This window comes from Neptunomonas marina (assembly GCF_004005935.1).
GTDB classification, from domain to species: Bacteria; Pseudomonadota; Gammaproteobacteria; order Pseudomonadales; family Balneatricaceae; genus Neptunomonas; species Neptunomonas marina.
Genome location: NZ_SACQ01000002.1, coordinates 200,772 through 224,944 on the forward strand (window position 1 = coordinate 200,772; position 24,173 = coordinate 224,944).

General features: G+C 50.3%; 21 protein-coding genes. 10 read left to right on the forward strand and 11 right to left on the reverse strand.

Annotated elements, in window-relative coordinates; all coding sequences use genetic code 11:
• Nucleotides 1-68: 68 nt before the first annotated feature.
• The 8 genes from EOE65_RS05605 to pilM are packed head-to-tail and all read right to left on the reverse strand — an operon-like array spanning nt 69 to nt 8,333.
• Nucleotides 69-1,652 (reverse strand): AAA family ATPase, encoded by a 1,584-nt coding sequence (locus EOE65_RS05605; RefSeq protein ID WP_127693318.1) that lies wholly within the window; start codon nt 1,650-1,652, stop codon nt 69-71.
• Between the two features lie 18 nt (nt 1,653-1,670).
• Nucleotides 1,671-2,744 carry a 3-dehydroquinate synthase gene (gene aroB, locus EOE65_RS05610; RefSeq protein WP_127693319.1) on the reverse strand — a complete coding sequence of 358 codons (1,074 nt, stop codon included), beginning with the start codon at nt 2,742-2,744 and terminating at the stop codon, nt 1,671-1,673.
• Between the two features lie 19 nt (nt 2,745-2,763).
• Nucleotides 2,764-3,282 carry a shikimate kinase AroK gene (aroK, locus tag EOE65_RS05615; protein WP_276317498.1) on the reverse strand — a complete coding sequence of 173 codons (519 nt, stop codon included), beginning with the start codon at nt 3,280-3,282 and terminating at the stop codon, nt 2,764-2,766.
• A 13-nt stretch (nt 3,283-3,295) separates the two neighbouring features.
• Nucleotides 3,296-5,464, reverse strand: coding sequence for a type IV pilus secretin PilQ (locus EOE65_RS05620; protein ID WP_127693320.1), 2,169 nt, complete (start codon nt 5,462-5,464; stop codon nt 3,296-3,298).
• A 12-nt stretch (nt 5,465-5,476) separates the two neighbouring features.
• Nucleotides 5,477-6,052 carry a pilus assembly protein PilP gene (locus EOE65_RS05625; protein WP_127693321.1) on the reverse strand — a complete coding sequence of 192 codons (576 nt, stop codon included), beginning with the start codon at nt 6,050-6,052 and terminating at the stop codon, nt 5,477-5,479.
• Nucleotides 6,036-6,635 (reverse strand): type IV pilus inner membrane component PilO, encoded by a 600-nt coding sequence (locus tag EOE65_RS05630; protein WP_127693322.1) that lies wholly within the window; start codon nt 6,633-6,635, stop codon nt 6,036-6,038. Before EOE65_RS05630 ends, EOE65_RS05625 begins: the two co-directional genes overlap by 17 nt.
• Before the next feature lie 6 nt (nt 6,636-6,641).
• A complete protein-coding gene (locus EOE65_RS05635; protein WP_127693323.1) occupies nt 6,642-7,259 on the reverse strand; it encodes a PilN domain-containing protein in 618 nt (205 codons plus the stop codon).
• 12 nt (nt 7,260-7,271) lie between these two features.
• The gene (gene pilM, locus EOE65_RS05640) at nt 7,272-8,333 is read right to left on the reverse strand and encodes a type IV pilus assembly protein PilM (protein WP_127693324.1); all 1,062 of its coding nucleotides are present in this window, start codon (nt 8,331-8,333) and stop codon (nt 7,272-7,274) included.
• Nucleotides 8,334-8,482: 149 nt separating this feature from the next.
• On the opposite strand from pilM, the gene EOE65_RS05645 reads away from it, so the two are divergent.
• Complete coding sequence (locus tag EOE65_RS05645) at nt 8,483-10,816, forward strand: penicillin-binding protein 1A (RefSeq protein ID WP_127693325.1); 2,334 nt, start codon at nt 8,483-8,485, stop codon at nt 10,814-10,816.
• A 140-nt stretch (nt 10,817-10,956) separates the two neighbouring features.
• Here the strand turns inward: EOE65_RS05645 and EOE65_RS05650 are convergent, their stop codons facing one another.
• Both EOE65_RS05650 and rpmE read right to left on the reverse strand, forming a co-directional pair.
• Nucleotides 10,957-12,225, reverse strand: a complete 1,269-nt coding sequence (locus EOE65_RS05650) for a malic enzyme-like NAD(P)-binding protein (protein WP_127693326.1) — start codon at nt 12,223-12,225, stop codon at nt 10,957-10,959.
• 430 nt (nt 12,226-12,655) lie between these two features.
• The gene (gene rpmE / locus EOE65_RS05655) at nt 12,656-12,874 is read right to left on the reverse strand and encodes a 50S ribosomal protein L31 (protein ID WP_127693687.1); all 219 of its coding nucleotides are present in this window, start codon (nt 12,872-12,874) and stop codon (nt 12,656-12,658) included.
• Between the two features lie 189 nt (nt 12,875-13,063).
• Between rpmE and EOE65_RS05660 the strand changes: the two genes are divergently transcribed.
• From EOE65_RS05660 to EOE65_RS05700, 9 genes are all read left to right on the forward strand, one after another.
• Entirely contained in the window at nt 13,064-15,295 is a 2,232-nt protein-coding gene (locus EOE65_RS05660) for a primosomal protein N' (RefSeq protein WP_240656922.1), read from the forward strand.
• 80 nt (nt 15,296-15,375) lie between these two features.
• Nucleotides 15,376-17,346 carry a methyl-accepting chemotaxis protein gene (locus EOE65_RS05665; protein WP_127693327.1) on the forward strand — a complete coding sequence of 657 codons (1,971 nt, stop codon included), beginning with the start codon at nt 15,376-15,378 and terminating at the stop codon, nt 17,344-17,346.
• Nucleotides 17,347-17,457: 111 nt separating this feature from the next.
• The gene (gene argS, locus EOE65_RS05670; protein WP_127693328.1) at nt 17,458-19,143 is read left to right on the forward strand and encodes an arginine--tRNA ligase; all 1,686 of its coding nucleotides are present in this window, start codon (nt 17,458-17,460) and stop codon (nt 19,141-19,143) included.
• A 19-nt stretch (nt 19,144-19,162) separates the two neighbouring features.
• Nucleotides 19,163-19,888, forward strand: coding sequence for an SPOR domain-containing protein (locus EOE65_RS05675; RefSeq protein ID WP_127693329.1), 726 nt, complete (start codon nt 19,163-19,165; stop codon nt 19,886-19,888).
• Between the two features lie 79 nt (nt 19,889-19,967).
• Nucleotides 19,968-20,498 carry an ATP-dependent protease subunit HslV gene (gene hslV, locus EOE65_RS05680; RefSeq protein WP_127693330.1) on the forward strand — a complete coding sequence of 177 codons (531 nt, stop codon included), beginning with the start codon at nt 19,968-19,970 and terminating at the stop codon, nt 20,496-20,498.
• An 11-nt stretch (nt 20,499-20,509) separates the two neighbouring features.
• Entirely contained in the window at nt 20,510-21,847 is a 1,338-nt protein-coding gene (gene hslU, locus EOE65_RS05685) for an ATP-dependent protease ATPase subunit HslU (protein WP_127693331.1), read from the forward strand.
• 69 nt (nt 21,848-21,916) lie between these two features.
• Nucleotides 21,917-22,282: a gamma-butyrobetaine hydroxylase family protein gene (locus EOE65_RS05690; protein WP_206052625.1), complete on the forward strand. Its 366-nt coding sequence runs from the start codon at nt 21,917-21,919 to the stop codon at nt 22,280-22,282.
• A 63-nt stretch (nt 22,283-22,345) separates the two neighbouring features.
• On the forward strand, nt 22,346-23,104 hold the full coding sequence (gene ubiE / locus EOE65_RS05695) for a bifunctional demethylmenaquinone methyltransferase/2-methoxy-6-polyprenyl-1,4-benzoquinol methylase UbiE (protein WP_127693332.1): 759 nt from the start codon (nt 22,346-22,348) through the stop codon (nt 23,102-23,104).
• A gap of 12 nt (nt 23,105-23,116) precedes the next feature.
• On the forward strand, nt 23,117-23,734 hold the full coding sequence (locus EOE65_RS05700; RefSeq protein WP_127693333.1) for a ubiquinone biosynthesis accessory factor UbiJ: 618 nt from the start codon (nt 23,117-23,119) through the stop codon (nt 23,732-23,734).
• Between the two features lie 14 nt (nt 23,735-23,748).
• Here EOE65_RS05700 and EOE65_RS05705 read toward each other — a convergent pair whose 3' ends face one another.
• The gene (locus tag EOE65_RS05705) at nt 23,749-24,162 is read right to left on the reverse strand and encodes a CopD family protein (protein WP_127693334.1); all 414 of its coding nucleotides are present in this window, start codon (nt 24,160-24,162) and stop codon (nt 23,749-23,751) included.
• Between the last annotated feature and the right edge of the window lie 11 nt (nt 24,163-24,173).

Genomic DNA, 24,173 nt, shown 5'->3' on the forward strand with positions numbered 1-24,173 from the left:
AGACAGAAAAAAAGCGGCAAAATGCCGCTTTTTTAATAAATTTTACTGTTTTTTCGAAAGACCAAAAGCTATTTCTTTTGTATGTCTTGATGAATCCCTTTCACGCTTCTCGGCCACGGTCCTAATTTGCGCAACTCTTTCGGAAGCCCAGTAATTGCGCGGGATGCAGCCGCTTTACTCGCATATTGTCCATAGACCACAACATGCCAAGGTTTGCCACTCAAGACGGTTTTGAAGTAGTAGAGGCGGTCTCTGCTATCGAGTGAGGCGATGAATTTTTCGACACTTTCTTCTGATCTGGCACCTAGCACCTGTAATGTGAAAGCCGACGCAGGCCAATTAAGCAGTTCTTTTTCCTTCAACCAAGGACTTACACCCTTACTTTTATCTGAATCACCCTTCAAACCAGGAGATTTAACTACATCCAGTTTTGTCTGTTCGACTTTAGAGCTAGTCTTAGTTGGTGCTTTTTTGGCGGCGCTTTCCACAACAGCTGGAGCTGGAGCTGGAGCTGGAGCTGGAGCTGGAGCTGGAGCTGGAGCTGGAGCTGGAGCTGGAGCTGGAGCTGGAGCTGGAGCTGGAGCTGGAGCTGGAGCTGGAGCTGGAGCTGGAGTATTCAGCGTACTATCGGCCAGCGCTTGGTCAAGCTTCTTACTTAACTCACTCTTAGTTTCGTTGCCTTCTGGAAGCGGCGGTATCAGCTCACCTTGACGTAGTTTTTCTTGCCGCTCCAAGCGCTCTGATAGCGTATTCCGAATCACTGGGGCAGATTCGGTGGTCGCTAGGACCTCCTCTTCAGGCACAGCAACACGCAGTGGCACTGACATTCGACTTTTCGGGTCATCTGAGTTCTCTTGCACAGCCTGCGAATCCTCTGGCATAAACTGCCAAGTTGCGATACCCAATACGCTTACTAGCACAGCAGCCATTCCAATCATGTGCGGCAGCGGTAAAGGAAAGGCGGTTGGGCGCTTAGTAGGCGCAGCTTGCCCACCGCTACGGTGAATCTCCGATACTGCATCCGTTAGACGCCCGGGAAAACCCTCGCTGCTTTTAAATACACTCTTCAATTGCTTGGCTTTGAGCGCTGGCTGATTCGGGAAGCGTAACTTGATGAACTCTTTCGCTTCATCGAGTGTAAATGGGTGCAACTCTTCAAAGTGTATTTTTCCCTCGAGTAGCTCTCCAACAGCAAGCGAAGCAAGGCGCGTTTTGATAGCCGGCTCGCCCGCGAGAATAACTTTTGGCATTCCGGTGCCAGAGACGAGCAACCCTGCTAGCAACTCGATCGCTTCATCATTTAGCCACTCGGCATTATCGATCAGTATCAACAGGTGTTGGTGCACTTCATGGAGGGCACGGCTATGAGCATGAAGCTGTGTTAGTGGGTCATCATTAGTAACATCCGCTCCTAACGCTTTCGCCGCCAACGCCATCAACTGGCTTGCGCTAGTCTCCTCACGCAGAGATATTCGAATTTGGCGGATATCAGAGGTTAGGCTTTCTACTGCTAACTTTTTCGCAACAGATGTTTTACCACTGCCTTTAGGGCCTGAAACGACCACTAAGAAGTCGGAGTAGCGCAGCAAATGGAGAATTTTATCGATTAACTGCAGACGGCTATCTGGCTCAAAGTAGAAGTTCTGGCTCATATGGGGATACCTAATAGGCTAGCGTGAGCGGTTCAGTACTTTGGACAAACTGCTCGCCGGATAGTCAGACGTTACCGTCGCTTCGCCCAGTGCTTTGAGAAGCACTAATCGTAGCTCGCCATTGATAACCTTCTTATCAACCGCCATCAGTTCTAAAAAGTCTTTTTCAGACATATTTTCTGGCGGCTCGATCGGTAAGTTAGCGGCGGCGAGAAGCTCAGTGGCACGTGCCACATCACGCTCGGTGATCCAATCCAGCTCGCAGGACAATTGAAGGGCTTGAACAGTACCCGCAGCAACGGCTTCACCATGCAGCCAATTACCATAGCCCTGATGCGTTTCAATAGCATGACCAAAGGTATGGCCAAGATTGAGCCACGCACGAATACCTGCTTCTCGCTCATCTTGGGCAACAACTTCGGCTTTGATTTCACACGAGCGTTGTACTGCATAAGAGAGTGCTTTTGGATCGCGTGCGATCAGCGCAGGCATATTCTCTTCTAGCCATTCAAAAAACTGTACGTCGTAAATGAGGCCGTACTTAATGACTTCAGCAAGCCCTGCAGAAAGCTCTCGATCAGGTAACGTTGAGAAGACGCTAATATCTGCCAGAACAGCTTGTGGCTGATAAAATGCACCAATCATATTCTTGCCACGCGGATGGTTTACGCCCGTTTTTCCCCCCACAGAAGAGTCCACCTGAGACAACAAGGTGGTTGGAATTTGGATAAAGTTAACACCACGCTGATAGCTTGCAGCCGCAAAGCCCGTCATATCTCCAACAACGCCACCACCTAACGCAATTAACGTTGTCGTGCGGTTATGTCGCGCCTCTAAGAGTGCATCGTAGATCAAATTAAGATGCTCGAGGTCTTTATAAGCTTCGCCATCGGGCAGCACGACGCTATCCACCTCAAACGAGGCCAACATTCCACGTAGCTGATCTAAGTACAGGGGAGCGATTGTCTCATTGGTAACAATCATCACCTGACTGCCTTTGATATAAGGAGTCAGTTGTGCCGTATCGATGACATCTGAACCGATAAAAATTGGATAAGATCGATCGCCCAAATCGACATTAAGTGTATGCACAGTAGATGGCTCCGAAGTACTAGTTGATGAGTTCTTTACGCTTTAGCTGTCTGATAATTTCATTGACAACATTTTTAGGATGGCGCCGGTCTGTTTTAACGACAATATCGGAAGTGCTGAGGTAGAACGGCTCGCGCTTTTCGATCAGTTGCTCTAACACGTGTTTTGGGTTATCGGCTTGCAGTAGTGGGCGGTTTTTATCCTTAGCTGTGCGCTCTAATTGCTGCTCAACGGATGTCATTAGGTAGATGACAGTCCCTCTACTTTGTAAACAAGCTCTGTTTTCGGCACGAATCACAGCACCACCGCCTGTAGCGATAACCAACCCATCTTGCAGTGTGAGCTCATCTATCACCTGAGCTTCTCTTTGCCGAAAGCCCTCTTCACCTTCAACATCAAAGATCCACGGGATATTCGCCCCTGCCCGCTCCTCTACTTCTCGATCGACATCCGTGAAAGCTAACTTTAGCTCATGAGAAAGTAGTCGGCCTATGGTGCTTTTTCCTGCCCCCATAGGCCCTACTAAAATAATATTCAAAAACGTGCCTCAATTAACGACTAGCTGACAGCGACTCACGGATAATCTTTGGCGTAATAAAGATCAAGAGTTCGACTTTTTCATCGATTTTAGTCTCTTTACGGAACAGACGGCCGATCCCCGGCAAATCACCTAGCACCGGCGTCTTGAGCGTACCGTCAACTTGCTTGTTTTTATATACCCCACCGAGGACGATTGTATCACCGTCCTTCACGACGACTGAAGTCACAAGCTCATTCGTATCAATCGCAAATTCGCCACTATCCAATGCTTGGCCAACAGAGTCCTGAGTAATCTTAAGGTCTAGCGCGATTCGATCACCTGGATTGATTTGCGGAATAACATCTAGGCGCAATACAACCTCTTTGAACTCAATTTTCACTTCACCGTTTTCGACCGTTTGGTATGGCAGTTCTGTACCGGATTCGATACGTGCCGCTTTACCATTCGTGGTAATCACTTTTGGTTGGGATACCACCTCTGCACTGCCTTCGTTCTGAAGGGCAGATAGCTCCGCAGATATCAAGAAATCACTCGACGCATAACCAATGCGGAAAGTCGACGTGGCTTCCTTCACACCCAGATCAACGTTAAGCGGCGTATTTACACCGATGGCTGGGAAGTCTTCTGCGTAGTAAGGAGATGAGCTACCGCCACCACCAGCTACCCAACGATCTGACTGCAAACCAAAACCCCAACGAACACCTAGCTCCTTAGTAAAGTCGGTAGACGCTGTAACCAGGCGAGCTTCTACCATGATCTGCTCAACTTCGGCATCAAACTTTTTGATGGTCTTGCGAATCTGTTCGAGTTGCGCCGCCGTTTCTCGAACCATCAGAATATTCGTTTCGTTATCAGCGATAATAAGGCCGCGCTCTGAAATAAGCTGCGCTGCTTCAATACGTGACTTCATTTCTGATGCTTTACGGAAATCAACTTGAATAAAGTCTGTACGCAGCGGAGATAGCTCTTTTTCCGACTGCTGGCTTGCTAGCTCAATACGCTCACGTTCGGCAATTTGCTCAGCAGGCGCCACCAGCAAAACATTACCCACTTGGCGCTTATCTAAGCCACGTGTTTTCAGCACGATATCCAAGGCCTGATCCCAAGGTACATGTTTAAGGCGTAACGTGATCTGTCCAGTGACTTCATCGTCCACAACCAAATTCAACTGCGCCACTTCCGCAAGGATCTGCAGCACTGAACGCACGCTAACATTTTGGAAGTTAAGGTCGATCTTCTCACCTTTGTAAGGAAACTCGTTTTCGGCTTCCTCATCCTCTTCTGAGCGAGTCAAATGTTTGAAGTCTAGAACGAGCTGAGAACCCGTTTGGTATGCCATGTAGTCGTAAGGTGTCGCTTCTGGTTTGATCAAGATGGTTGTATTACCACCTTGGCTCACCGAATCGATAAACATCACCGGTGTCGCGAAGTCTTGGACATTAACTCGCTGCTGCAGACCTGGAGACAGCAATGCGCTTGTCAAAGTCACCGCAACATTGTTGCCCTCTTCTTCAATATCAATGCCAGCCTTATCATCAGACAAAGCAATCGTCACACGTCCGATACCACCAGCAACGCGCTCGAAGTCGATACCTTTAACGCGTGTATTGTCATCATAGGCCTGCTTGACCGTCTGAGCCTTAGCTAACGCCGGTGCTTTTGCTACCTTCGTTACAGGTGCACTGACCGCAGGTTTCGCTTCTGCGACGGGCTGAGGTTGCACAGGGGCCGAAGCGTTTTTACTAGCAACCGACTCTCCACCGCCAAACACGATAAACAAGCTGTTGTCCTGCGCATACGTCTCATAAGGTGTCGCTAGGAATAGGTTTGCGACCACCCGAAGTCGATCTGCACTTTGTGCAAAATTGAGTGTATCGATGTAATCATTTTTGATTGCCACCGATTTGCTACCAATGTCGTTTTCGACTCCGAAGAAGTCGAGTACCAGCCTTGGAGGGCTGTCGATTGCGTACACGCGCGGGTCGCCCGGTGCGTGATCGAAGTCAAGCCGAACTTCCAGCTTATTACCGGGTAGTTTTACGAAAGCCGTATCTTTTAATAGTGTATTAGCAGCATTAGCTAGCGAGGCGATGCCCGTGGAGCAAAGCAACAAGCAAACCAGTAATACACGCTTCAGTTCCCTAGCTGAGACGCTCAGCAAACATTTATTGGTAGTCATTCTGGTTCCTTATTACTCTTGTCCTACTAGCTCAACAACACGTGGGCGGTGCATCCATCCGCCTCGGCCGTCAGATATAATTTCAAGTACATCTAACCGCTCATCTAAAACGGCGATTACCTTACCAAAATCAAGCCCCATATGATCACCCACCGAAACCCGATGAATCTCGCCGTTTTGATCCCGAACAAGGCCCCAAGTAACTTCAGCTTCGGTCTTACCAACAGTACCAACCATCTCTAAGTCATCGAGCGAAAACTGCTCGAGATAGCTCCGTGGTCGATTTTGATCAGGCTCAAGTTCGACGCCATCATCCATCTCCATCTCCATGTCGCCCAGCTCCACTCTGACAAGAGGTACGAATGGGTCACGCAGACTAGCGCCTTCATACACAAAGCTGAGATAAGGTTTAAACGTGGGCAGAGGCTCTATCTTGCCTTTCGGCCGCGCCTGTACATCACTGACAAAACGCACGAGGTCATTTTTGTCTTCAACCCATATACAGCCGGATAACAAAGCGACGGAGGCCGCCAAGCATATCAGCTTCCCTTTGGCGGTTAGAAACTTCACTTTATTCTGAGTCATCATAACGATATGTCTTAGCATCAATTTTCAGCTGCAGTACACCGGCCTCATCAGCAACAATTTTGTAGTTATGTAGTGTCACGATTCGTTTAATCGCTGCCACACCACTAACAAACTGCCCCATCTGATGGTAGGTTCCTTGTACTTCTATATTGATCGGTAACTCGATGTAGAATTGCTCTTTTTTCTCAGGTTCAAGGGCAATTCTCTTAATTTCTAGACCCGCTGCTCGGCCGATATCTGTGATGTCTTCTAGCAGACCCGGCACCTCTTTCGCAGTTGGGAGTTGGCGCAGCAGTTCAGAGAACTTGTCCTCAACGTCTTCCATTTGCTTACGTAGAGCAGAAAGGTTCGCCACCTGAAAGGATTTGGATTCGAACTCTTTACGCAGCTCCGACTCACGGCTGATCTCCCGTTCAAGACGATCGTGTTTATCCTGAACGTAAAAATGCACACCGCCCCATGAGACTAGGCCAAGCACGATGAGATAGAAGATAACCTTAACACCGATAGGCCAGTTACCAGCGGTATTTAGGTCAAGGTTGTTAGGATCAAACCCTTGAAACGCTTTTTTGAAGGCATCCATATTCGTTTACTCCGCCTCCTCTGCTTTTGGCTTCGCTAAGTCAACAACGAGATTGAACATGTTTTGACCTTGGTGCTCTACAACCACCTTCGAGTTTTTCTCGTCTAAGCGCTCAACCACTGAAAGGTCAGGTTCGCCAAACCAAATCGAATCATTAAGATTACGCATCAGTTCTGATACATCTTCATTTTGATGCACTAATCCACTGATCTTTATCGCATCTTCACTACTAGCTTGGCCTGCATCATCAAAACCATTCTCACTACGCTCCAGAGAGACATAATGAAGACCATCAGGTAGCACACGAACTAGCTCGTCGAAGTTTCGTACAATAATAGGCCTGTTGCCCTGTAGTTCTTGAATCGCGTTCAAACGCTCCAGAAGACGCTCACGTTGCTTCTTAAGGTCTTCAATCTCCTCGATTTTGAGATCGAGCTTTGCAATTTCTGATTTGAGGTAATCATTCCGCGCCACTTGGCGGTCAAACTGAACGTCGTAGTAGTAGCCAACCAAGAGGACTAGGGCTAAACCAAACAATGCTGAAGCAGCAACATTGGTCACAAACTCTTTTTGTTTTGCTGCCGCGCGCTCTTCACGCCAAGGTCTTAGGTTAATCTTCGCCATATCTCACTGTTCCTACTGATCGAATGATCGAAGAGCCAAACCGCATGCCTTAATAAGTGCAGGGGCGTCTTTCATTAAGCGACCACGATTGATCTTGCTATTAAGTTCCATCTTCGAGAACGGATCTGCCAAAAACACAGGAACATCTAATTCCTCAGTTAATATATCGACAAGCCCATCAATTGCTGCAGTCCCGCCACAGACATATATCTTCGTGAGCTGATGCTGCACACCTGATGAGTAGAAGAACTGCAAGGCGCGTGAGACCTGCTGCGCAACGGTGTAGCGGAACGGCATAACGATGGCATCTCGTATCTCTTCGCCAAGTTCGCCCAAGCGTAATGCTTGCTGCACCTCATCAACCGACATACCGTATTGATGATGAATACTCGTCGTTAAGTCGTTACCGCCAAAAGACTGTTCACGGTTATAGATAACTTTGTGATCTCGGATTACGTTTAGCGTCAGCGTAGATGCGCCTATATCGACGATTGCGACCATATCTTCCACGCCGGGATCTTCGCTGAGCAGCATGGGGTAGCTGCGCTCTATCGCATAGGTATCTACATCAACCACTTCACACTTTAGCCCGCCGGCCGCAATCGTATCTTCGCGTTGATCAACATCATCACGGCGACAGGCGACCAAGAGAATTTCATTTAATTCAGGGTGGGAAGGGGATGCCCCGACAACTTCGAAGTCGAGTGCAACTTCATCAAGAGGGTAAGGAATAAATTGATCAGCTTCTACGCGCACCTGCTCTTCCAGCTCAAGTTCGGTAAACGAGCTGCTAAGTTCAATGCGCTTGATAATAACCGCGGATGAGGGCACCGCTGTGACTGCCACGCCATTTTTGAGCGCGCATAGTTTAGCGCCACGCTCTATGGCATCCGCAACAGGCTGCACTTCCTGAATATTTCCATCAATGATCGCTGTTGGCGGCAAAGACACAACCGCGTATGCATCCAGCCCGACCTTGCTTCCATGCCTAGAGAGTACGACGAGTTTTACCGATGATGAACCGATATCCACTCCAACCCAGCTAGCCGACTTCTTCCCGAACAAACTGATCACTATTTTTTCCTTAAAAGATATGGATTTACCTTCTATAGATCAACTTTAGCCATAAAACGATAAAAGTTAAACTCTAATTCAACTAGATAGGAGTATATTTCGCCCTATATAATGCGTTTTCTCTTAAATTTGAGGTAAATCAAGACACAATGCGCGCACTAAAGATTTTTCTCCGGCTTGGGATAGCACTCGCGTTTATCGGTATTATCGGCGCTGCCGCGTTGGGCGTTGGCCTGTATTACCATTTTTCGCCGAAACTACCGGATGTCGAGACACTAAAGGATGTTAAGTTCCAAACACCTCTGAAGGTGCTCTCTAGTGATGGCAAGCTCATCGCAGAGTTTGGAGAGAAAAAGCGCATCCCCGTCAACTTTGAAGAGATACCACCAAACTTTGTTTATGCCCTAAGAGCCGCTGAAGATAGTCGTTTCTTTGAGCACTTCGGTATTGATGTCATTGGTTTAGCGCGCGCAGCAGTGCAGCTGGCTTCAAGCGGCCAGATTAAAAGTGGCGGCTCAACCATCACGATGCAGGTCGCGAAAAATTTCTTTCTAACACGCGAGCGTACGTTTGAGCGTAAGTTCAGCGAAATCCTTCTCTCTCTTAAGATAGAACAGTCATTATCAAAAGAGGAGATCATGGAGCTATACGTCAACAAAATCTATCTTGGTCACCGCTCGTATGGCATCCAAGCTGCTGCAAACACCTACTATGGCAAAAACATTGACGAGCTCAGCATTGCCCAGCTCGCAATGATCGCCGGATTGCCTAAAGCACCCTCTGCCTACAACCCAATTACCAACCCGACACGCGCGCTGGAACGTCGTAACTGGATCTTAGGCCGTATGCAGAGCTTAAACTTCATCTCATCATCCGAGTATGAAAGCGCAGTCAACACGCCTGTCACAGCTAAGTACCACACAACGGATATCGAACTATACGCACCCTATATTGCGGAGATGGTACGAGGCGAGCTCTTCGAGCATTACGGTGAGGAGCTATACAGCGACGGCTTTACCGTCCACACGACAGTCGATAGCCGCATGCAAGAGGCAGCAAATACCGCGTTACGCAACGGTCTGCTCAGCTATGTTAAACGCCACGGTTACCGAGGCCCTGAAAAACAGTTCGACATTAGCCAACTCAGCCTGACTGAGAAGCTACAACTACTGAAAGATGAAACCGCCTTCGCACAGGTAGAGCCTGCTTTAGTTATCGCTGTCGACGAAAAAAGCTTAATAGTGCTGCGTAAAGACGGTTCGGAAATCACCATTGACTGGGAGGGGCTAGCATGGGCAAAACCTTTCAAAACGGTCAACTACACAGGCGCTGCGCCCAAAAAAGCATCAGATATCGCTAAAGTGGGCGATTTAGTTCGTATTTTTAATACGGGCGAACACTGGGAGCTCAGCCAAGTACCTAAGGTACAGGGCGCGCTGGTCGCGCTTAACCCTCAGACAGGTGCCGTTGAGTCATTGGCGGGCGGCTTTAGCTTCACGCACAACAAATTCAACCGCGCAACTCAGGCACTGCGCCAACCGGGATCCAACTTTAAGCCTTTCATCTACGCAGCTGCACTCGAAAACGGCTTTACACCTGCAACGATCGTCAATGACGCTCCGATAGTACAGAACGACTCATTAGATGAAGGCTGGCGACCAGAAAACTCAAACCGCAAGTTTGCTGGACCAACGCGCTTGCGGGTTGGGCTATACAAATCACGCAACCTTGTCTCAATTCGTGTTTTGCGCTCACTAGGAATCAGTAAAGGAATTGATTACCTCGCACGGTTTGGCTTCAACAAGGACACACTTCCTTCCAATCTAAGCTTATCGCTAGGCAGTGCGGACGTTACCCCGATGGAGCTAGCCACCGGCTATGCTGCGTTAGCCAACGGCGGTTATCGCGTTGCGCCCTTCTTCATTGATCGTATCGAGGACCAAGACGGTAATATCGTTTTCGAGAACAGCGCCCCCATGGTTTGTAGTGAGTGTGATCATCCAGCACCTCGCATCATGGACAAACGCGCTAATTACCTCCTTTACAGTATGCTGCAAGACGTTATCCGCAAAGGCACCGCAACACGCGCTCGCGCGCTCAAGCGTAACGACTTGGCCGGTAAGACAGGGACAACCAACGAGCAGAAGGATGCATGGTTCTCGGGCTATAACGCCAACATTGTCGCAACCGCATGGGTCGGCTATGACCAACCCGCGCCGCTAGGCCGCCGCGAGTACGGTGGCACGGCAGCCTTGCCGATCTGGATCGACTTTATGCGCACAGCATTAGCCGATACACCAGAGTCACCACTCCCTGTCCCTGCCGGCATTGTACAAGCCCGCATCGATGCGCAAACGGGCTTACGCGCCCAACCCGGGCAAGGCAATACGATCTTTGAATACTTCAAAGCTGAGCAGCTGCCACGCCAAGGCTATAGTGCAACCGGCGCACCACCTGGCCAATCAGCTGAAGATATCTTTTAGCATCACACTAAGGCCGCTTGCCTTAACGCCTAATGGCAAGCGGCGATTACTAGCTCTTCCCGAAGAGCAAATCCTGCTTTTCGCAGACACAAAAAAGCCCAGCATAAGCTGGGCTTTTTAGATCATCTTCCTAACCTTAGTTAACGCTTCTCATCCGCCAAAGTTGTCAACGGATAGTGAGCTGGCAGCGGATCACGAGCAACGCCCGTATCAATCGCAGCCTGGGCAACTGCCATAGATAGCGCACTGTATAAGCGCGAATCTGTTGGCTTAGGAATGATGTATTCGCGACCAAACTCCAGCGATTCAAGACCGTAAGCATCAAGCACTTCTTGAGTCACTGGTTCTTTTGCCAAGTCAGCCAGCGCACGGACAGCTGCCGCTTTCATCTCTTCGTTAATGGCAGATGCACGAACATCTAACGCACCACGGAAGATGAATGGGAAGCCCAATACATTGTTAACTTGGTTCGGGAAGTCGGAACGGCCTGTACCGATGATCACGTCAGAGCGCGCTTCATGCGCAACTTCTGGACGAATCTCTGGATCAGGGTTAGCGCAGGCAAACACAACAGGGTTGTCTGCCATTTTCTTCAATTGCTCTGCAGACAGAAGATTTGGACCGGATAGACCAACAAATACGTCAGCTCCATCGACCGCATCATCTAGCGTGCGCTTATCTGTCTCGGTTGCAAAGATTGCTTTCTCGGTAGTCAGGTCTTCACGGCCAGAGTGGATCACACCCTTACGGTCAAGCATATAAATATTCTCGACCTTGGCTCCCATATTCAATAGCAGCTTCATACATGCGACAGCTGCAGCACCTGCACCTAGGGTAACGATAGTAGCGTCTTCTAGTTTTTTACCTGCCAATTCCAGCGCATTGATCATACCAGCAGCTGTTACGATAGCAGTGCCGTGTTGGTCGTCGTGGAATACAGGAATATTGCAACGTTCGATCAAGGCGCGCTCGATTTCGAAACACTCAGGTGCCTTGATATCCTCAAGGTTGATACCACCAAATGTCTCAGCAATACGCGCTACTGTGTCGATAAAAGCTTGTGGGCTTTCTGCATCTACCTCGATATCGATAGAGTCGATGCCTGCAAACTTTTTAAACAGTAGAGACTTACCTTCCATTACTGGCTTAGACGCCAATGGACCTAAGTCACCCAGACCAAGGATCGCAGAACCGTTTGAGATCACTGCCACCAAGTTCCCTTTAGCTGTGTACTTATAAGCGTTTTCTGGGTCCTTAGCGATTTCGCGGACAGGTTCCGCAACACCAGGACTATACGCCAAAGCAAGATCACGGGCAGTTTCAGCTGATGTAGACAGCTCGACACTAATTTTACCAGGACGAGGGTTCGCGTGGTAATCCAGTGCCGCTTGTTTTAGATCTTCAGACATGGTTGCTTTTCCAAAATTTAAATAATAAAAGACGGACAAACAATCATATAGAAAAGGGTTTTAGCGAACAACCACTCACATTCGCTTATATTGGAATCAATTTTCCTTTCAAACGCTTTTTCGACAAAAAGGTTTACTAAAAATGAACAAATCGCACGAAATTTTCCGCGATTTTGTAAAATCAAGCGCCGCTAAACAAAGAATGATTAATATTGGCACGGCCTAGAAAAAACCGGCTTGTGAATGCCAGCAGATATAAAAACACATTTAAGCAACTAGAAACCTTGCCCGTTCGGATATAAGTAACGCGTAAGCGCCGCACTCCGCTCACTCACTCATCAAACCAGCAACACAGTGCGGCCCGCATCCAACGCCGAGATCAAAAACAAAAAAGGCGCCAACAAGGCGCCTTTTCAGAATTGTTCGCGTATTACGCTTTCTTAGTACCGATTGCACCAAAACGCTTGTTGAAGCGGTCGATACGGCCACCAGAAGTCGCTTCTTTCTGCTTACCAGTGTAGAAAGGGTGGCATTGGCTGCATACGTCTACGTGCATATCAGAGCACATAGTCGAGCTAGTTTTCATTGTGTTACCGCAAGAACAAGTAATCGTTACTTCTTCATATTTTGGGTGGATATCAGCGCGCATATTAACCTCGGCTTTTCGTTGCACCGCCACTCAGTCATCTATGCTGAGCACCGTACAAAGATTTTTAAATAATACCGTGAAACCGGCATAAAATCGTAGGCGGCGAATTATACACGACCCAACCACCAAAACAAGTGTCAATACCCTGCGCCGCTGAGGGCTTGGCGCGGCTTCCATCGACGGCCTACAATGGCGCCATACCCAATCACATGTACAACTGAGCAGTCCGATATCGATATGAACATCCTGCGCCTTGCAATCCCTTCGCCACTGCGGCGCACGTTCGACTACCTAGCACGCTCACCTGAAGACAGCGAGCTCAAACCCGGAACGCGAATTAAAGTCTCTTTTGGGCGGCGCGAGCTGATTGGCCTATTGTTGGAAGTTGTCGACAAAACCGACATTCCAAGCGATAAACTGAAACCCATCATCGCGGTGCTGGATGAAAAACCTGTTATACCAAGTTACATTATCGACTTAGCACTATGGGCAGCTGACTACTATCAACACCCGTTAGGTGATGCGCTTTTCCATGCCGTGCCAACCTACTTACGTAAAGGAAATAGCGCCCACCTTGCGCCACATACTGTTTGGTGCGCAGAGCCTCTGGGGGCTGAAAAAATCTCGAGCCGCGCCTCAGCCCAAAAAGCGCTATTTGAGCTGATTAGCGCTCATGAACATGGTGTTAGCAAGGCCGCTCTCACTGCCGAAGGGGCCAATACCGCGCTGCTCTCTAAACTTGCCGCAAGCGGAGCCATTTCAGAGCACGAAATATCAGCAACCCCAAACCACCCCGAACACCTGCTAAAAGAGCCGCCTTTGGCGCTCAACACTGAACAACAAGCGGCTCTACACCGCATCACCGAGAGCGAAGGATTTACCAGTTACCTGCTTGACGGTGTCACCGGCTCGGGCAAAACGGAAGTTTATCTACAAGCCATTCATCACTGTTTGAGCTCTGGCCGCCAAGCACTCGTACTGGTGCCAGAAATAGGCCTCACGCCACAAACGCTGCAGCGCTTCCATCATCGCTTTCGCTGCGACATTGTAGTCATGCACTCCAACCTTACCGATAAGCAGCGCTTCGAAGCTTGGAGCAAAGCCAAATCAGGGCAAGCAGCCATTGTTATCGGCACACGCTCCGCCATCTTCACGCCGCTTGAAACGGCCGGCATTATTATCGTCGATGAGGAACATGACGGATCCTTTAAACAACAAGATGGGTTTCGCTACTCAGCTCGAGATCTAGCCATCGTACGCGGCCATGGCGAGCAGATCCCAGTGGTTTTAGGCAGCGCCACACCTGCGCTTGAGAGTCTTGCAAACTGCCACAAGCAGCGTTCTAACCACCTGACACTGCGTAGCCGCGCAGGTAACGCCCAAGCGCCAACGTTCGCACTGCTAGATATCCGCAAAAAACCGCTGACCAACGGCTTTTCCAGCGATTTGTTAGCCCTCATTAAGAAACACTTAGAGAGCGGCACACAGGCACTGATCTTTATTAATCGCCGTGGTTTCGCGCCCAGTCTCATGTGCCATAGCTGCGGCTGGATTTCCGAGTGCCGGCGCTGCGATGCGCGGATGACTCTGCACCAATCCCCACCTCACCTGCACTGCCACCATTGTGACAGCCAGCGTCCGATACCGCGCCAGTGCGACCATTGCGGGGCAGATGACCTACGCCCGATGGGCACCGGCACGGAACGCGCAGAGATGACCCTTAAGCAACACTTTAACGATGTGCCTATCTTGCGTGTTGACCGCGACAGTACGGCCCGCAAAGGTGCGATGGATAACATTATTGCCGAGACGCTTAAAGGCGAGCCATGCATCCTCATTGGCACTCAGATGCTCGCCAAAGGGCACCACTTCCCCAAAGTAACGCTCGTTGCAATTCTAGATGCCGATGGCGGCCTGTTTAGCACAGATTTTCACGGCATGGAGCGCACCGCGCAGCTGATTATGCAAGTTGCAGGACGAGCAGGGCGCGCAAGCCACCCAGGCCACGTGGTGCTGCAAACGCATCAGCCAGACCACCCGCTTCTAAATACGTTGACCACACAGGGGTATGAAGCGTTTGCGAAGGAGGAGCTCCTACTGCGCCAGCAATACCACCAACCTCCCTTTACGCATATGGCGCTACTGCGTGCCGAAGCATCCACTCAGGGGCGCAGCATAGCTCTTCTCCAAGCGATCCGAGACCACTTTTCACCGCACGCGCCCTACTGCCAGTGGTCGGGACCATTCCCCTCTCCCATGGAGAAGCGCGCCGGTGTTTATCGCGCTCAAGTATCACTCACCGCCGCGCAGCGCCCTGCACTGCAACACCTACTCAAACTCATCTGTACTACACTAGAAACTCATCCTTTAGCAAACAAAGTGCGTTGGTCAGTTGACGTCGATCCGTACGACCTCTACTAATATTTAGTCGTACAGGTTTGTACTTAACTGCCGACACTACTTTAATAATCATTACAAAAACAAAAAGAAGAATTGGGCTAATGAAAATTTCACAAAAGATCTTGGCAAGCTTCGCTATTCTCACCTTGACCATTCTTATCGTTGGAATTGGCGGTATCGTTGGCATTGGAGATATCAACAAGCAACTCAGAGTCGTGACGGATGACTCGGTACCTAAACTTATGGATAGCTACCAGCAGATCGTGCGCATCAATCAAGCAAACCAAGCACTGCTCAAACTGCTGAATAATCCACTGGATAAGTTTGATGAATATGCTGAAAGTTTTAACGGACACTACACCGCCTTTGAAGAGCAGGTAGCAACACTTAAGAGTGGCCAGCCAGCGGATAGCAAGTTAGCTACGACGCTTGAGCAGGTTCAAGCAGAGGGTAGCGCATACCAAGCGAAAGCTACTGACATCCAAGCGCTGTATAAAACGGTTAACAAGACTCGAGCCGAAGTGATCACCGAGACCCAGATGTTCCAATCGCAGATAGATTCTCTCTCTAACTGGGGCCAACGCTATCTATCCAACGATCCACCAGAGCTACCCATGATTGAGATTCGTAAAATCATGCGTACAGCGAATAAATTACGCCTTTCAATACGCGGGTATCAGCGCACGCGGGATATCGAACGCCTCGTGAGTTCTGCTGAGAAGAACCGTGATTTGCTCACAGAGCAGTTCAACAACTTCAAACAGATCGAGAGCGATGGCGCTCGCATAGAAGGCATCATTGTTGGCATTCAAGCCTCAATCCATCGAGAGATCGGTCTAATGGGCGCCTACATCAAGCTAGATCAAGCCCAGAAGCAACTGCAAGCAACGCTGAACCAAGCGGAAACTCATCTCACCTCGACAGCAACGATGCTAGATAGCGTCCTACAGATGACATTGGCGGACACGCAAGCCGCGCGTGCGTCAGCTAAAAGCACCATCGACACAAGCCGCATGTTGATTATCGGTTTATGTATTGCGGCTATTGTATTGGCGGTTATTGTTGGTATTGCTGTGCTAAACACCATTCGCCGCCCTCTCAGCGCCATTCAGAAGAGCCTTGAAGAGGTGCGCGATGGTAACTTGACCACGCGTTTTGATGATCATCGCAATGATGAGTTTGGCCAGTTGGCGCAGAGCCTCAACTTGGTTGTTAACAGCCTACAAGAGATTCTCAACCGCATCGTCAATAACACGCAGCAGCTGGCATCAGTGGCTGAGAGCAACGCTTCCACCAGCCAAGAGACAACGTCAGCCATGGCGGAGCAAAGCCGCCAGCTTGAGCTAACCGCAGCGGCGGCAACCGAGATGGAGAGCACCGTCAGCGATGTATCCCAGCACTCTGACTCCACATTGCAAGCAGTACAAAACTGCGAATCACTCAGCTTTGATGTTGTGGGCAAAATGGGGCAAACCCGTGAGAGCATTACATCGCAATCCTCAGCTATCGAGGGTGCCGTGCACGCCTCAACTGAGCTTGAAAATGATAGTAAAAAGATCGACACCATTCTGGAGACGATCAACACCATTGCCGAGCAGACCAATTTACTGGCCCTCAATGCGGCCATTGAAGCAGCCCGTGCCGGAGATCATGGCCGTGGCTTCGCGGTAGTTGCCGATGAGGTGCGCCAACTCGCGAGCCGCACACAGAACTCTACGGAAGAGATCCAAAACATGGTTAGCAGTATGCAAAGCCGCATTCGCAGCGTGGCCGATAATATGCGCAATAGCCACGACCAAGCGACAGCCTGTGTCGAGTATGCTCAGTCTTCCAGTGATGCTCTAGAAACGATGCAAGAAGCGATTAGCAGCATTCGCGACATGAATACTCATATCGCCGAAGCCGCCGCCCAGCAGAACTCTGCTGTTCGCGAAGTCAACCAAACACTGGTTGGCATCAGTGAAGTCGCCACCGAAACATCAATGGGTGCCGAGCGTGCCGCTCAGAGTAGCAGCACGCTTTTAAGCATTGTCCAAGAGCAGCGTCAGTTGATCTCCCGTTTTCGGATTTAAACACCAATAAAATGCTCGGATGCAGTGGTCGGGGGTTAACATCCCCCGACCAACAAGAGATAATAGCCGGTCTTTTAACCCATTCTTGAATCGACCGGTATTTAACAACAGATGAAACAGCAAATCGCAGATATTATCAGCGCCGCCGTTCAGGCTCTGATCGAAAACGGCACCTTGGGCGCCGACGTGCAACCGAAAATCATGGTTGAAAATACACGTGATAAGTCCCACGGTGATTTCGCATCTAACATTGCAATGACTCTGGCAAAACCGGCTCGACGCAACCCGCGCGAGCTCGCACAAATGCTCGTTGACGCGCTACCTGCTTCTGAGTTCGTAGAGAAAACAGAGATCGCAGGTCCAGGTTTTATCAACTTTTTCGTCAGCGACGCATCCACCAGCAGCTTGATCAAGGCGATCCTGACACAAGCTGACGCGTACGGCCGCAACGATAGCGGCGCTGGTAAAAAAGCACAGGTTGAATTCGTGTCAGCAAACCCGACAGGGCCACTGCACATCGGGCATGGCCGTGGCGCGGCGGTCGGCGATTGCCTTTGCCGCTTGATGGAAGCGAATGGTTGGGATGTTACCCGTGAGTTTTACTACAACGATGCGGGTGCGCAGATCAATAACTTGGCGCTCTCCGTGCAAGCTCGCTGCAAGGGTCTCACACCGGAAGACCCTAGCTGGCCAGCTGACGGCTACCGTGGTGAGTATATCGTTGAGTTAGCTGATAGCTTCATGCGCGGCGACACCGTAACATCAGAAGACCAGAGCTTTACCGGCACTCAAGATGCTGATGATCTAGACGCGATTCGCCACTTTGCGGTGGCTTACCTGCGCCACGAGCAAGACTTAGACCTGAAAGCTTTCGGTGTCGACTTTGATGTCTACTTCCTAGAGTCCTCACTTTACGCTGATGGCAAAGTGGAAGCTGCCGTCAATACGCTTATCGAAAACGACTTCACTTATGAAGAGGACGGCGCATTATGGCTGCGTACTACCGACTTTGGTGATGACAAAGACCGCGTGATGCGCAAGAAAGAGGGCGGTTATACCTACTTCGTCCCTGATGTCGCTTATCACTTGGATAAATGGCAGCGTGGTTTCGATACAGTCATCAATGAGCAAGGCGCTGACCACCACGGCACCATTGCCCGCGTACGAGCAGGCCTGCAAGCACTCAATACCGGGATTCCAAAAGGCTGGCCGGACTACGTGCTGCACCAGATGGTGACCGTCATGCGTGGCGGTGAAGAAGTTAAGATCTCAAAACGTGCGGGTAGCTACCTTACCCTGCGGGACCTTATCGATGAAGTAGGCCGCGATGCGACACGTTTCTTCCTCGCTGCTCGCAAATCCGACAGCCACCTAACATTCGATATCGACCTTGCCCGCTCAGAGTCAGCAGACAACCCGGTTTATTACATTCAATACGCTCATGCGCGTGTCTGCTCGATCTTCCGTAAGCTTGCAGAAAACAACTGGAGCTGGGATGAGGAAACAGGTATCGCCGCTTTAGGTAGCCTCACACTGGATTCAGAGAAGCAACTAGTGATGAACCTAGGCCGCTACCCGGAGGTTGTGCGCAACGCAGCGGCAGCGCGCGAGCCACACCAGATCGCTAACTACCTGAAAGACCTAGCGGCAGACTTCCATACCTACTACAACTCTGAGAAGACGCTAGTCGAAGACGCCGATGTTCGTAATGCGCGCTTGACGCTGGCACTTGCTGTACGCCACGTACTTGCCAACGGACTTGGCCTGCTGGGTGTTAGCGCACCCGAGCAGATGTAAGACACAGGAGGTCTGCTCTATGGCTTCGCGTAAAGACTATGCGCCACAATCTCGCCGCCAGCGAAAGGCACCGGCAAAGTCCGCTCCGAAGCCACCAAAGGCCCCCCAACCGGCACCCAAAAAAGTGCCATGGAAGCTGGCGATCACCACCTTTCTGGTGCTCGCCGGTCTGGTTTTCCTGCTCAATCAGTTGCTAAAAGTCGACTCTACACCGGCGCAGCCTGCACAGGTAGAACGCTCAGCCCCCGCTCCAAAGCCGGAACCTAAAGCCAAGCCTGAGCCAAAGCCGAGCCAACCAAAGCCTGTCACTGCAACGCCAAAAACCGAGAAAACGGTCGTCGCACAACCCAAGGTTGTAGAGCGTTCAACCAAAGCGGCGCCAACACCCCCTCCTGCCCCGCCGAAGCCGAAAGAGGAGAAGTTCACCTTCTATGAACTACTTCCTGAGAGCGAAGTCACGCCAGCGCAGGTTGATGCCTACAAATCTACGCCACGTACAGAAAAGCTTAGCAAAACCTATCTGCTGCAAGCGGGCTCATTTCGCAGCGCTGCCGATGCCGAGAAGATGCGTGCTCAGCTGCTGCTTTCTGGCTTACCCAATGTAAAAACGAGCCGCTCCGATGGCAAAAATGGCGTTTGGTATCGGGTTCGTTTAGGGCCTTTTGAATCACGCTCTGCACTGAACAAAGCACAAGACAAGCTCGCGCGCCTGAATATCAGCGCGATGAAGATTCAACTGGACTGAGCTCCCGCATTCACCTTGAAAAAGTGAAAACGCCCCCCATCTACTAACCTAATTCGAACCGCAATAAGGTTAGTTACACATGACAACGATTGTTTCAGTGCGTCGCGGCGACCAAGTCGTCGTAGGCGGTGATGGTCAGGTTTCCTTGGGCAATACGGTAATGAAAGGCACGGCGAAAAAGGTCAATGTGCTGCCCAAGCACAATGTTATTACGGGTTTCGCCGGCTCTACCGCCGATGCGATCACCCTTCGCGACCTCTTTGAGCAACAACTTGATAAGCACCAAGGCAATATCGTGAACTCGGTTATCCACCTAGCGCGTGAATGGCGTGGTGATCGGGTATTACGCCGCCTTGAAGCCCTGATGCTCGTTGCAAACGAGGAGAAAACCTACCTTATCTCCGGTTCTGGTGACGTGATTGAGCCGGAAGATGGCGTGATCGCCATCGGATCGGGCGGCAACTTCGCGCTCGCCGCAGCGAAAGCCTTGGTAAACAATACCGAGCTAAGTGCTGAAGATGTGGTGCGCAAGAGCCTCGATATTGCTGCTGAGATCTGTGTGTTCACCAACCACAACCTCACTATCGAAACGCTACCAAACAAAGCCTAAGGAGCCTGAGAATGTCGAATATGACTCCCCGTGAGATCGTCCATGAGCTAGACCGCTACATCGTCGGCCAACAAGACGCAAAGCGCTCCGTGGCTATTGCACTGCGCAACCGCTGGCGCCGCATGCAGCTTGATGAAGAGCTGCGCGCAGAGGTTTCGCCTAAGAATATTTTGATGATCGGCCCAACAGGGGTGGGTAAAACAGAGATTTCCCGCCGCCTAGCAAAGCTGGCGAATGCCCCCTTTATCAAGGTTGAAGCAACCAAGTTCACCGAAGTAGGCTATGTTGGCCGTGATGTAGAGACGATTGTTCGCGATCTTGTTGATATGGCGATCAAAATGCTACGCGAGCAAGAGACCGAGAAAGTTCGCTTCCGTGCTGAAGATGCAGCGGAAGAGCGTATTTTAGATGCGCTACTGCCACAAGCTCGCCCAACGGGCTTCGATGATGCAACGAGCGAGAGCAAAACGGATAGCGCTACACGCCAAATTTTCCGCAAGAAACTCCGCGAAGGTCAGCTTGACGATAAAGAGATCGATATCGACGTTGCGCCACCTAAGGTGGGTGTTGAGATCATGGCTCCGCCTGGCATGGAAGAGATGACCAACCAGTTGCAGAGTATGTTTTCGAACATGGGCGGCAACAACAAAGAGACGCGCCGCATGAATGTTAAAGATGCATTCAAGCTACTGGTCGAAGAGGAAGCGGCTAACCTCATTAAAGAGGATGATGTTAAGCAGCGCGCTATTGAAGCGGTGGAACAGAACGGCATCGTGTTCTTAGACGAGATTGATAAAGTCTGTAAACGCGCAGAAGCTGGCGGTGCTGATGTCTCCCGAGAAGGCGTACAGCGCGACCTGCTACCGCTAATTGAGGGCTGCACCGTCAACACCAAGCACGGCATGGTAAAAACTGACCATATCCTGTTTATCGCCTCTGGCGCGTTCCATTTGGCGAAACCCTCTGACCTTATTCCTGAGCTACAGGGCCGTCTTCCTATTCGCGTTGAGTTAAGTGCGCTGACGCCTGAAGACTTCCGCCGTATCCTAACTGAGCCAACAGCGTCACTGACAACGCAATATATCGCGCTTATGAAAACAGAAGGCGTTAATATTGAGTTTACTGAAGATGGTATCGCACGCATCGCAGAGCTGGCCTATCAAGTCAACGAAGCGACTGAAAATATCGGTGCACGCCGCTTACACACGATGCTGGAACGCCTTATGGAAGAGCTATCTTTCCAAGCTTCTGACGAAGCAGGCAAAACCATCTCCATTGATGCTACGTATGTAAATACGCAGCTAGGCGAACTATCTCAGGATGAAGACCTGAGTCACTACATACTGTAACCGCCTGGTTGATTCCGCCGGCAGCCCTCCTAGGTGGGTTTGCCGGCGCACTATACAGGAGCGCTTCTGATGATCCCCTCTTCCATTAACCTACACAAAAAGTCACGTACCTTAGAGCTTCAGTATGGTGACCATACCTACGAACTCACCGCTGAGTACCTGCGCGTGCACTCGCCCTCAGCCGAGGTGCGGGGCCATGGTATTGGCAACGGCATTTTGCAAACCGGAAAGAAGTTCGTCGGCATCGATAGTATTGAGATGGCTGGCCAATATGCGCTGAAAATCACCTTCGATGACGGCCACGATAGCGGCCTGTTCATATGGGAATACTTGTATGACTTAGCCATCAACCACGATAGCCACTGGGCCAGCTACTTGGCAAAGCTAGAAGCGGCTAACGCGACACGTGATGAAGGACTGATTGGCAAGTTCTAATACAGGACAAATTCACCGCCCCTAGGTACAATGCCAACAAATAGTTTGGCCGAGCAGCAGACAATGAGTGAAGAGAGCAAGAAAAGTACCATCGACTTCGGTTATCGCCAGATTCCAGTAGAAGACAAAGTCAGCCATGTGGCCGACGTATTCCACTCGGTTGCAGGTAAGTATGACCTGATGAACGACCTGATGTCCGGTGGTATCCACCGCCTCTGGAAAAAGCTCACGATCGAACAAAGCGGTGCGCGCCGCGGCCATAGTATTCTGGATATCGCTGGCGGTACTGGCGATCTCACCATGCGTTTCTCCCGCATTGTCGGGGCAGATGGTAAGGTCGTGCTTGCCGACATTAACGATTCCATGCTCAAAGTTGGCCGCGACAAGCTGATGAATAAAGGCGTTGCCGGCAATGTTGAGTTTGTGCAAGCTAACGCTGAGTGTTTGCCCTTCCCAGACAACACCTTCGATGTCATCACCATTGCGTTTGGTTTACGCAACGTAACCGACAAAGACGCTGCATTACGCTCTATGGCGCGTGTTTTGAAGCCGGGTGGCAAAGTGATGGTGCTAGAGTTTTCAAAAACCGATAACCCGGCCCTCACGAAGCTCTACGATTTCTACTCGTTCAATATCTTACCTAAGATGGGTCAGGTCATTGCTGGGGATTCAGAGAGCTACCAGTACCTAGCTGAATCAATTCGCATGCATCCAGACCAAGAAACCCTCAAGGGCATGATGGAAAATGCTGGCCTTGTGAACTGCAAATACCAAAACATGACCGGTGGTATTGTGGCGCTTCACACAGGTATCAAGCCATAACGAGGTACGCTGATGTCAGATATTTTGCACGCTGCCGTTCTTACTCCGCTAGAGGAAGCCGTCAACCATTTACTGGCGAGCGATCCACTCAGCCGCAAAATTCTGACACCGATCGCTGGGCGAACCATCGCTGTTGAGCTTTCAGATCTGCACCAAACCCTTTACATCCTGCCTTACGAGGGCGGCGTACAGTTGCAGGGAACGCTGCTTAGTTCTGCGGATGTGACCTTATCAGGCGCATCTTCACGTTTTTGTCAGCTGATGATGAGTGACGATAAAAGCGAGCACTTCTTTGGAAATGGTATCGATATCGTCGGTGACTCGCACCTCGCGAATCAATTTCAAGGCGCTTTGGCACAGCTGAAGATCGATTGGGAGAGCTTACTTGCTGAGCATATCGGTGATTTAGCAGCCCACGAATCGGTTTCGCTGCTTAAGCAACAAGCAGGCTTTTTTACTCATTTGCAACAGAGCTTTCATGCGAATGTGCAGGAGTATGTGCAAGAGGAGGCCCGTATACTGCCGAGCCGCCCAGAGGCTGAAGGCGTGATGGATCAGATCGACCAATTACGCCAGCGCACTGATCGTTTAGCTGCCCGCATCGAGCAGCTAAGCGCCAAACTCAGCTAGCCCTAGCCAAGCCGTTAGAACGGCTTCACCACCACGAAAATCAAGATTGGAATAAAGATAAGCAGCGGTAGCTCGTTAAAGAGACGAAAATAACGCCCGCTGCGCGTCAGGGTATCTTGCTGCATTTTTCGCAGATACTGGCGGCACCAAACGTGATAACCAATTAGCAGCGCAACGAAGGTTAATTTGGCGTGCAACCAGCCCCCAGTAAAGCCATAGCCTAACCATAGCCACAGACCTAATGCGAGCGTAAACACCGCCATAATCGTCATGAAGCCATAGAGCTTACGCCCCATTATCTGCAACCGAGCCACATCTTGCCCAGCTTCTCGCCCTTCAACATAATGCACAAATATACGTGGCAGATAGAAGATACCCGCCATCCAACTGGTCATGGCAAGTATGTGAAACGCTTTAATCCACAGCATGGCTGCTTTTC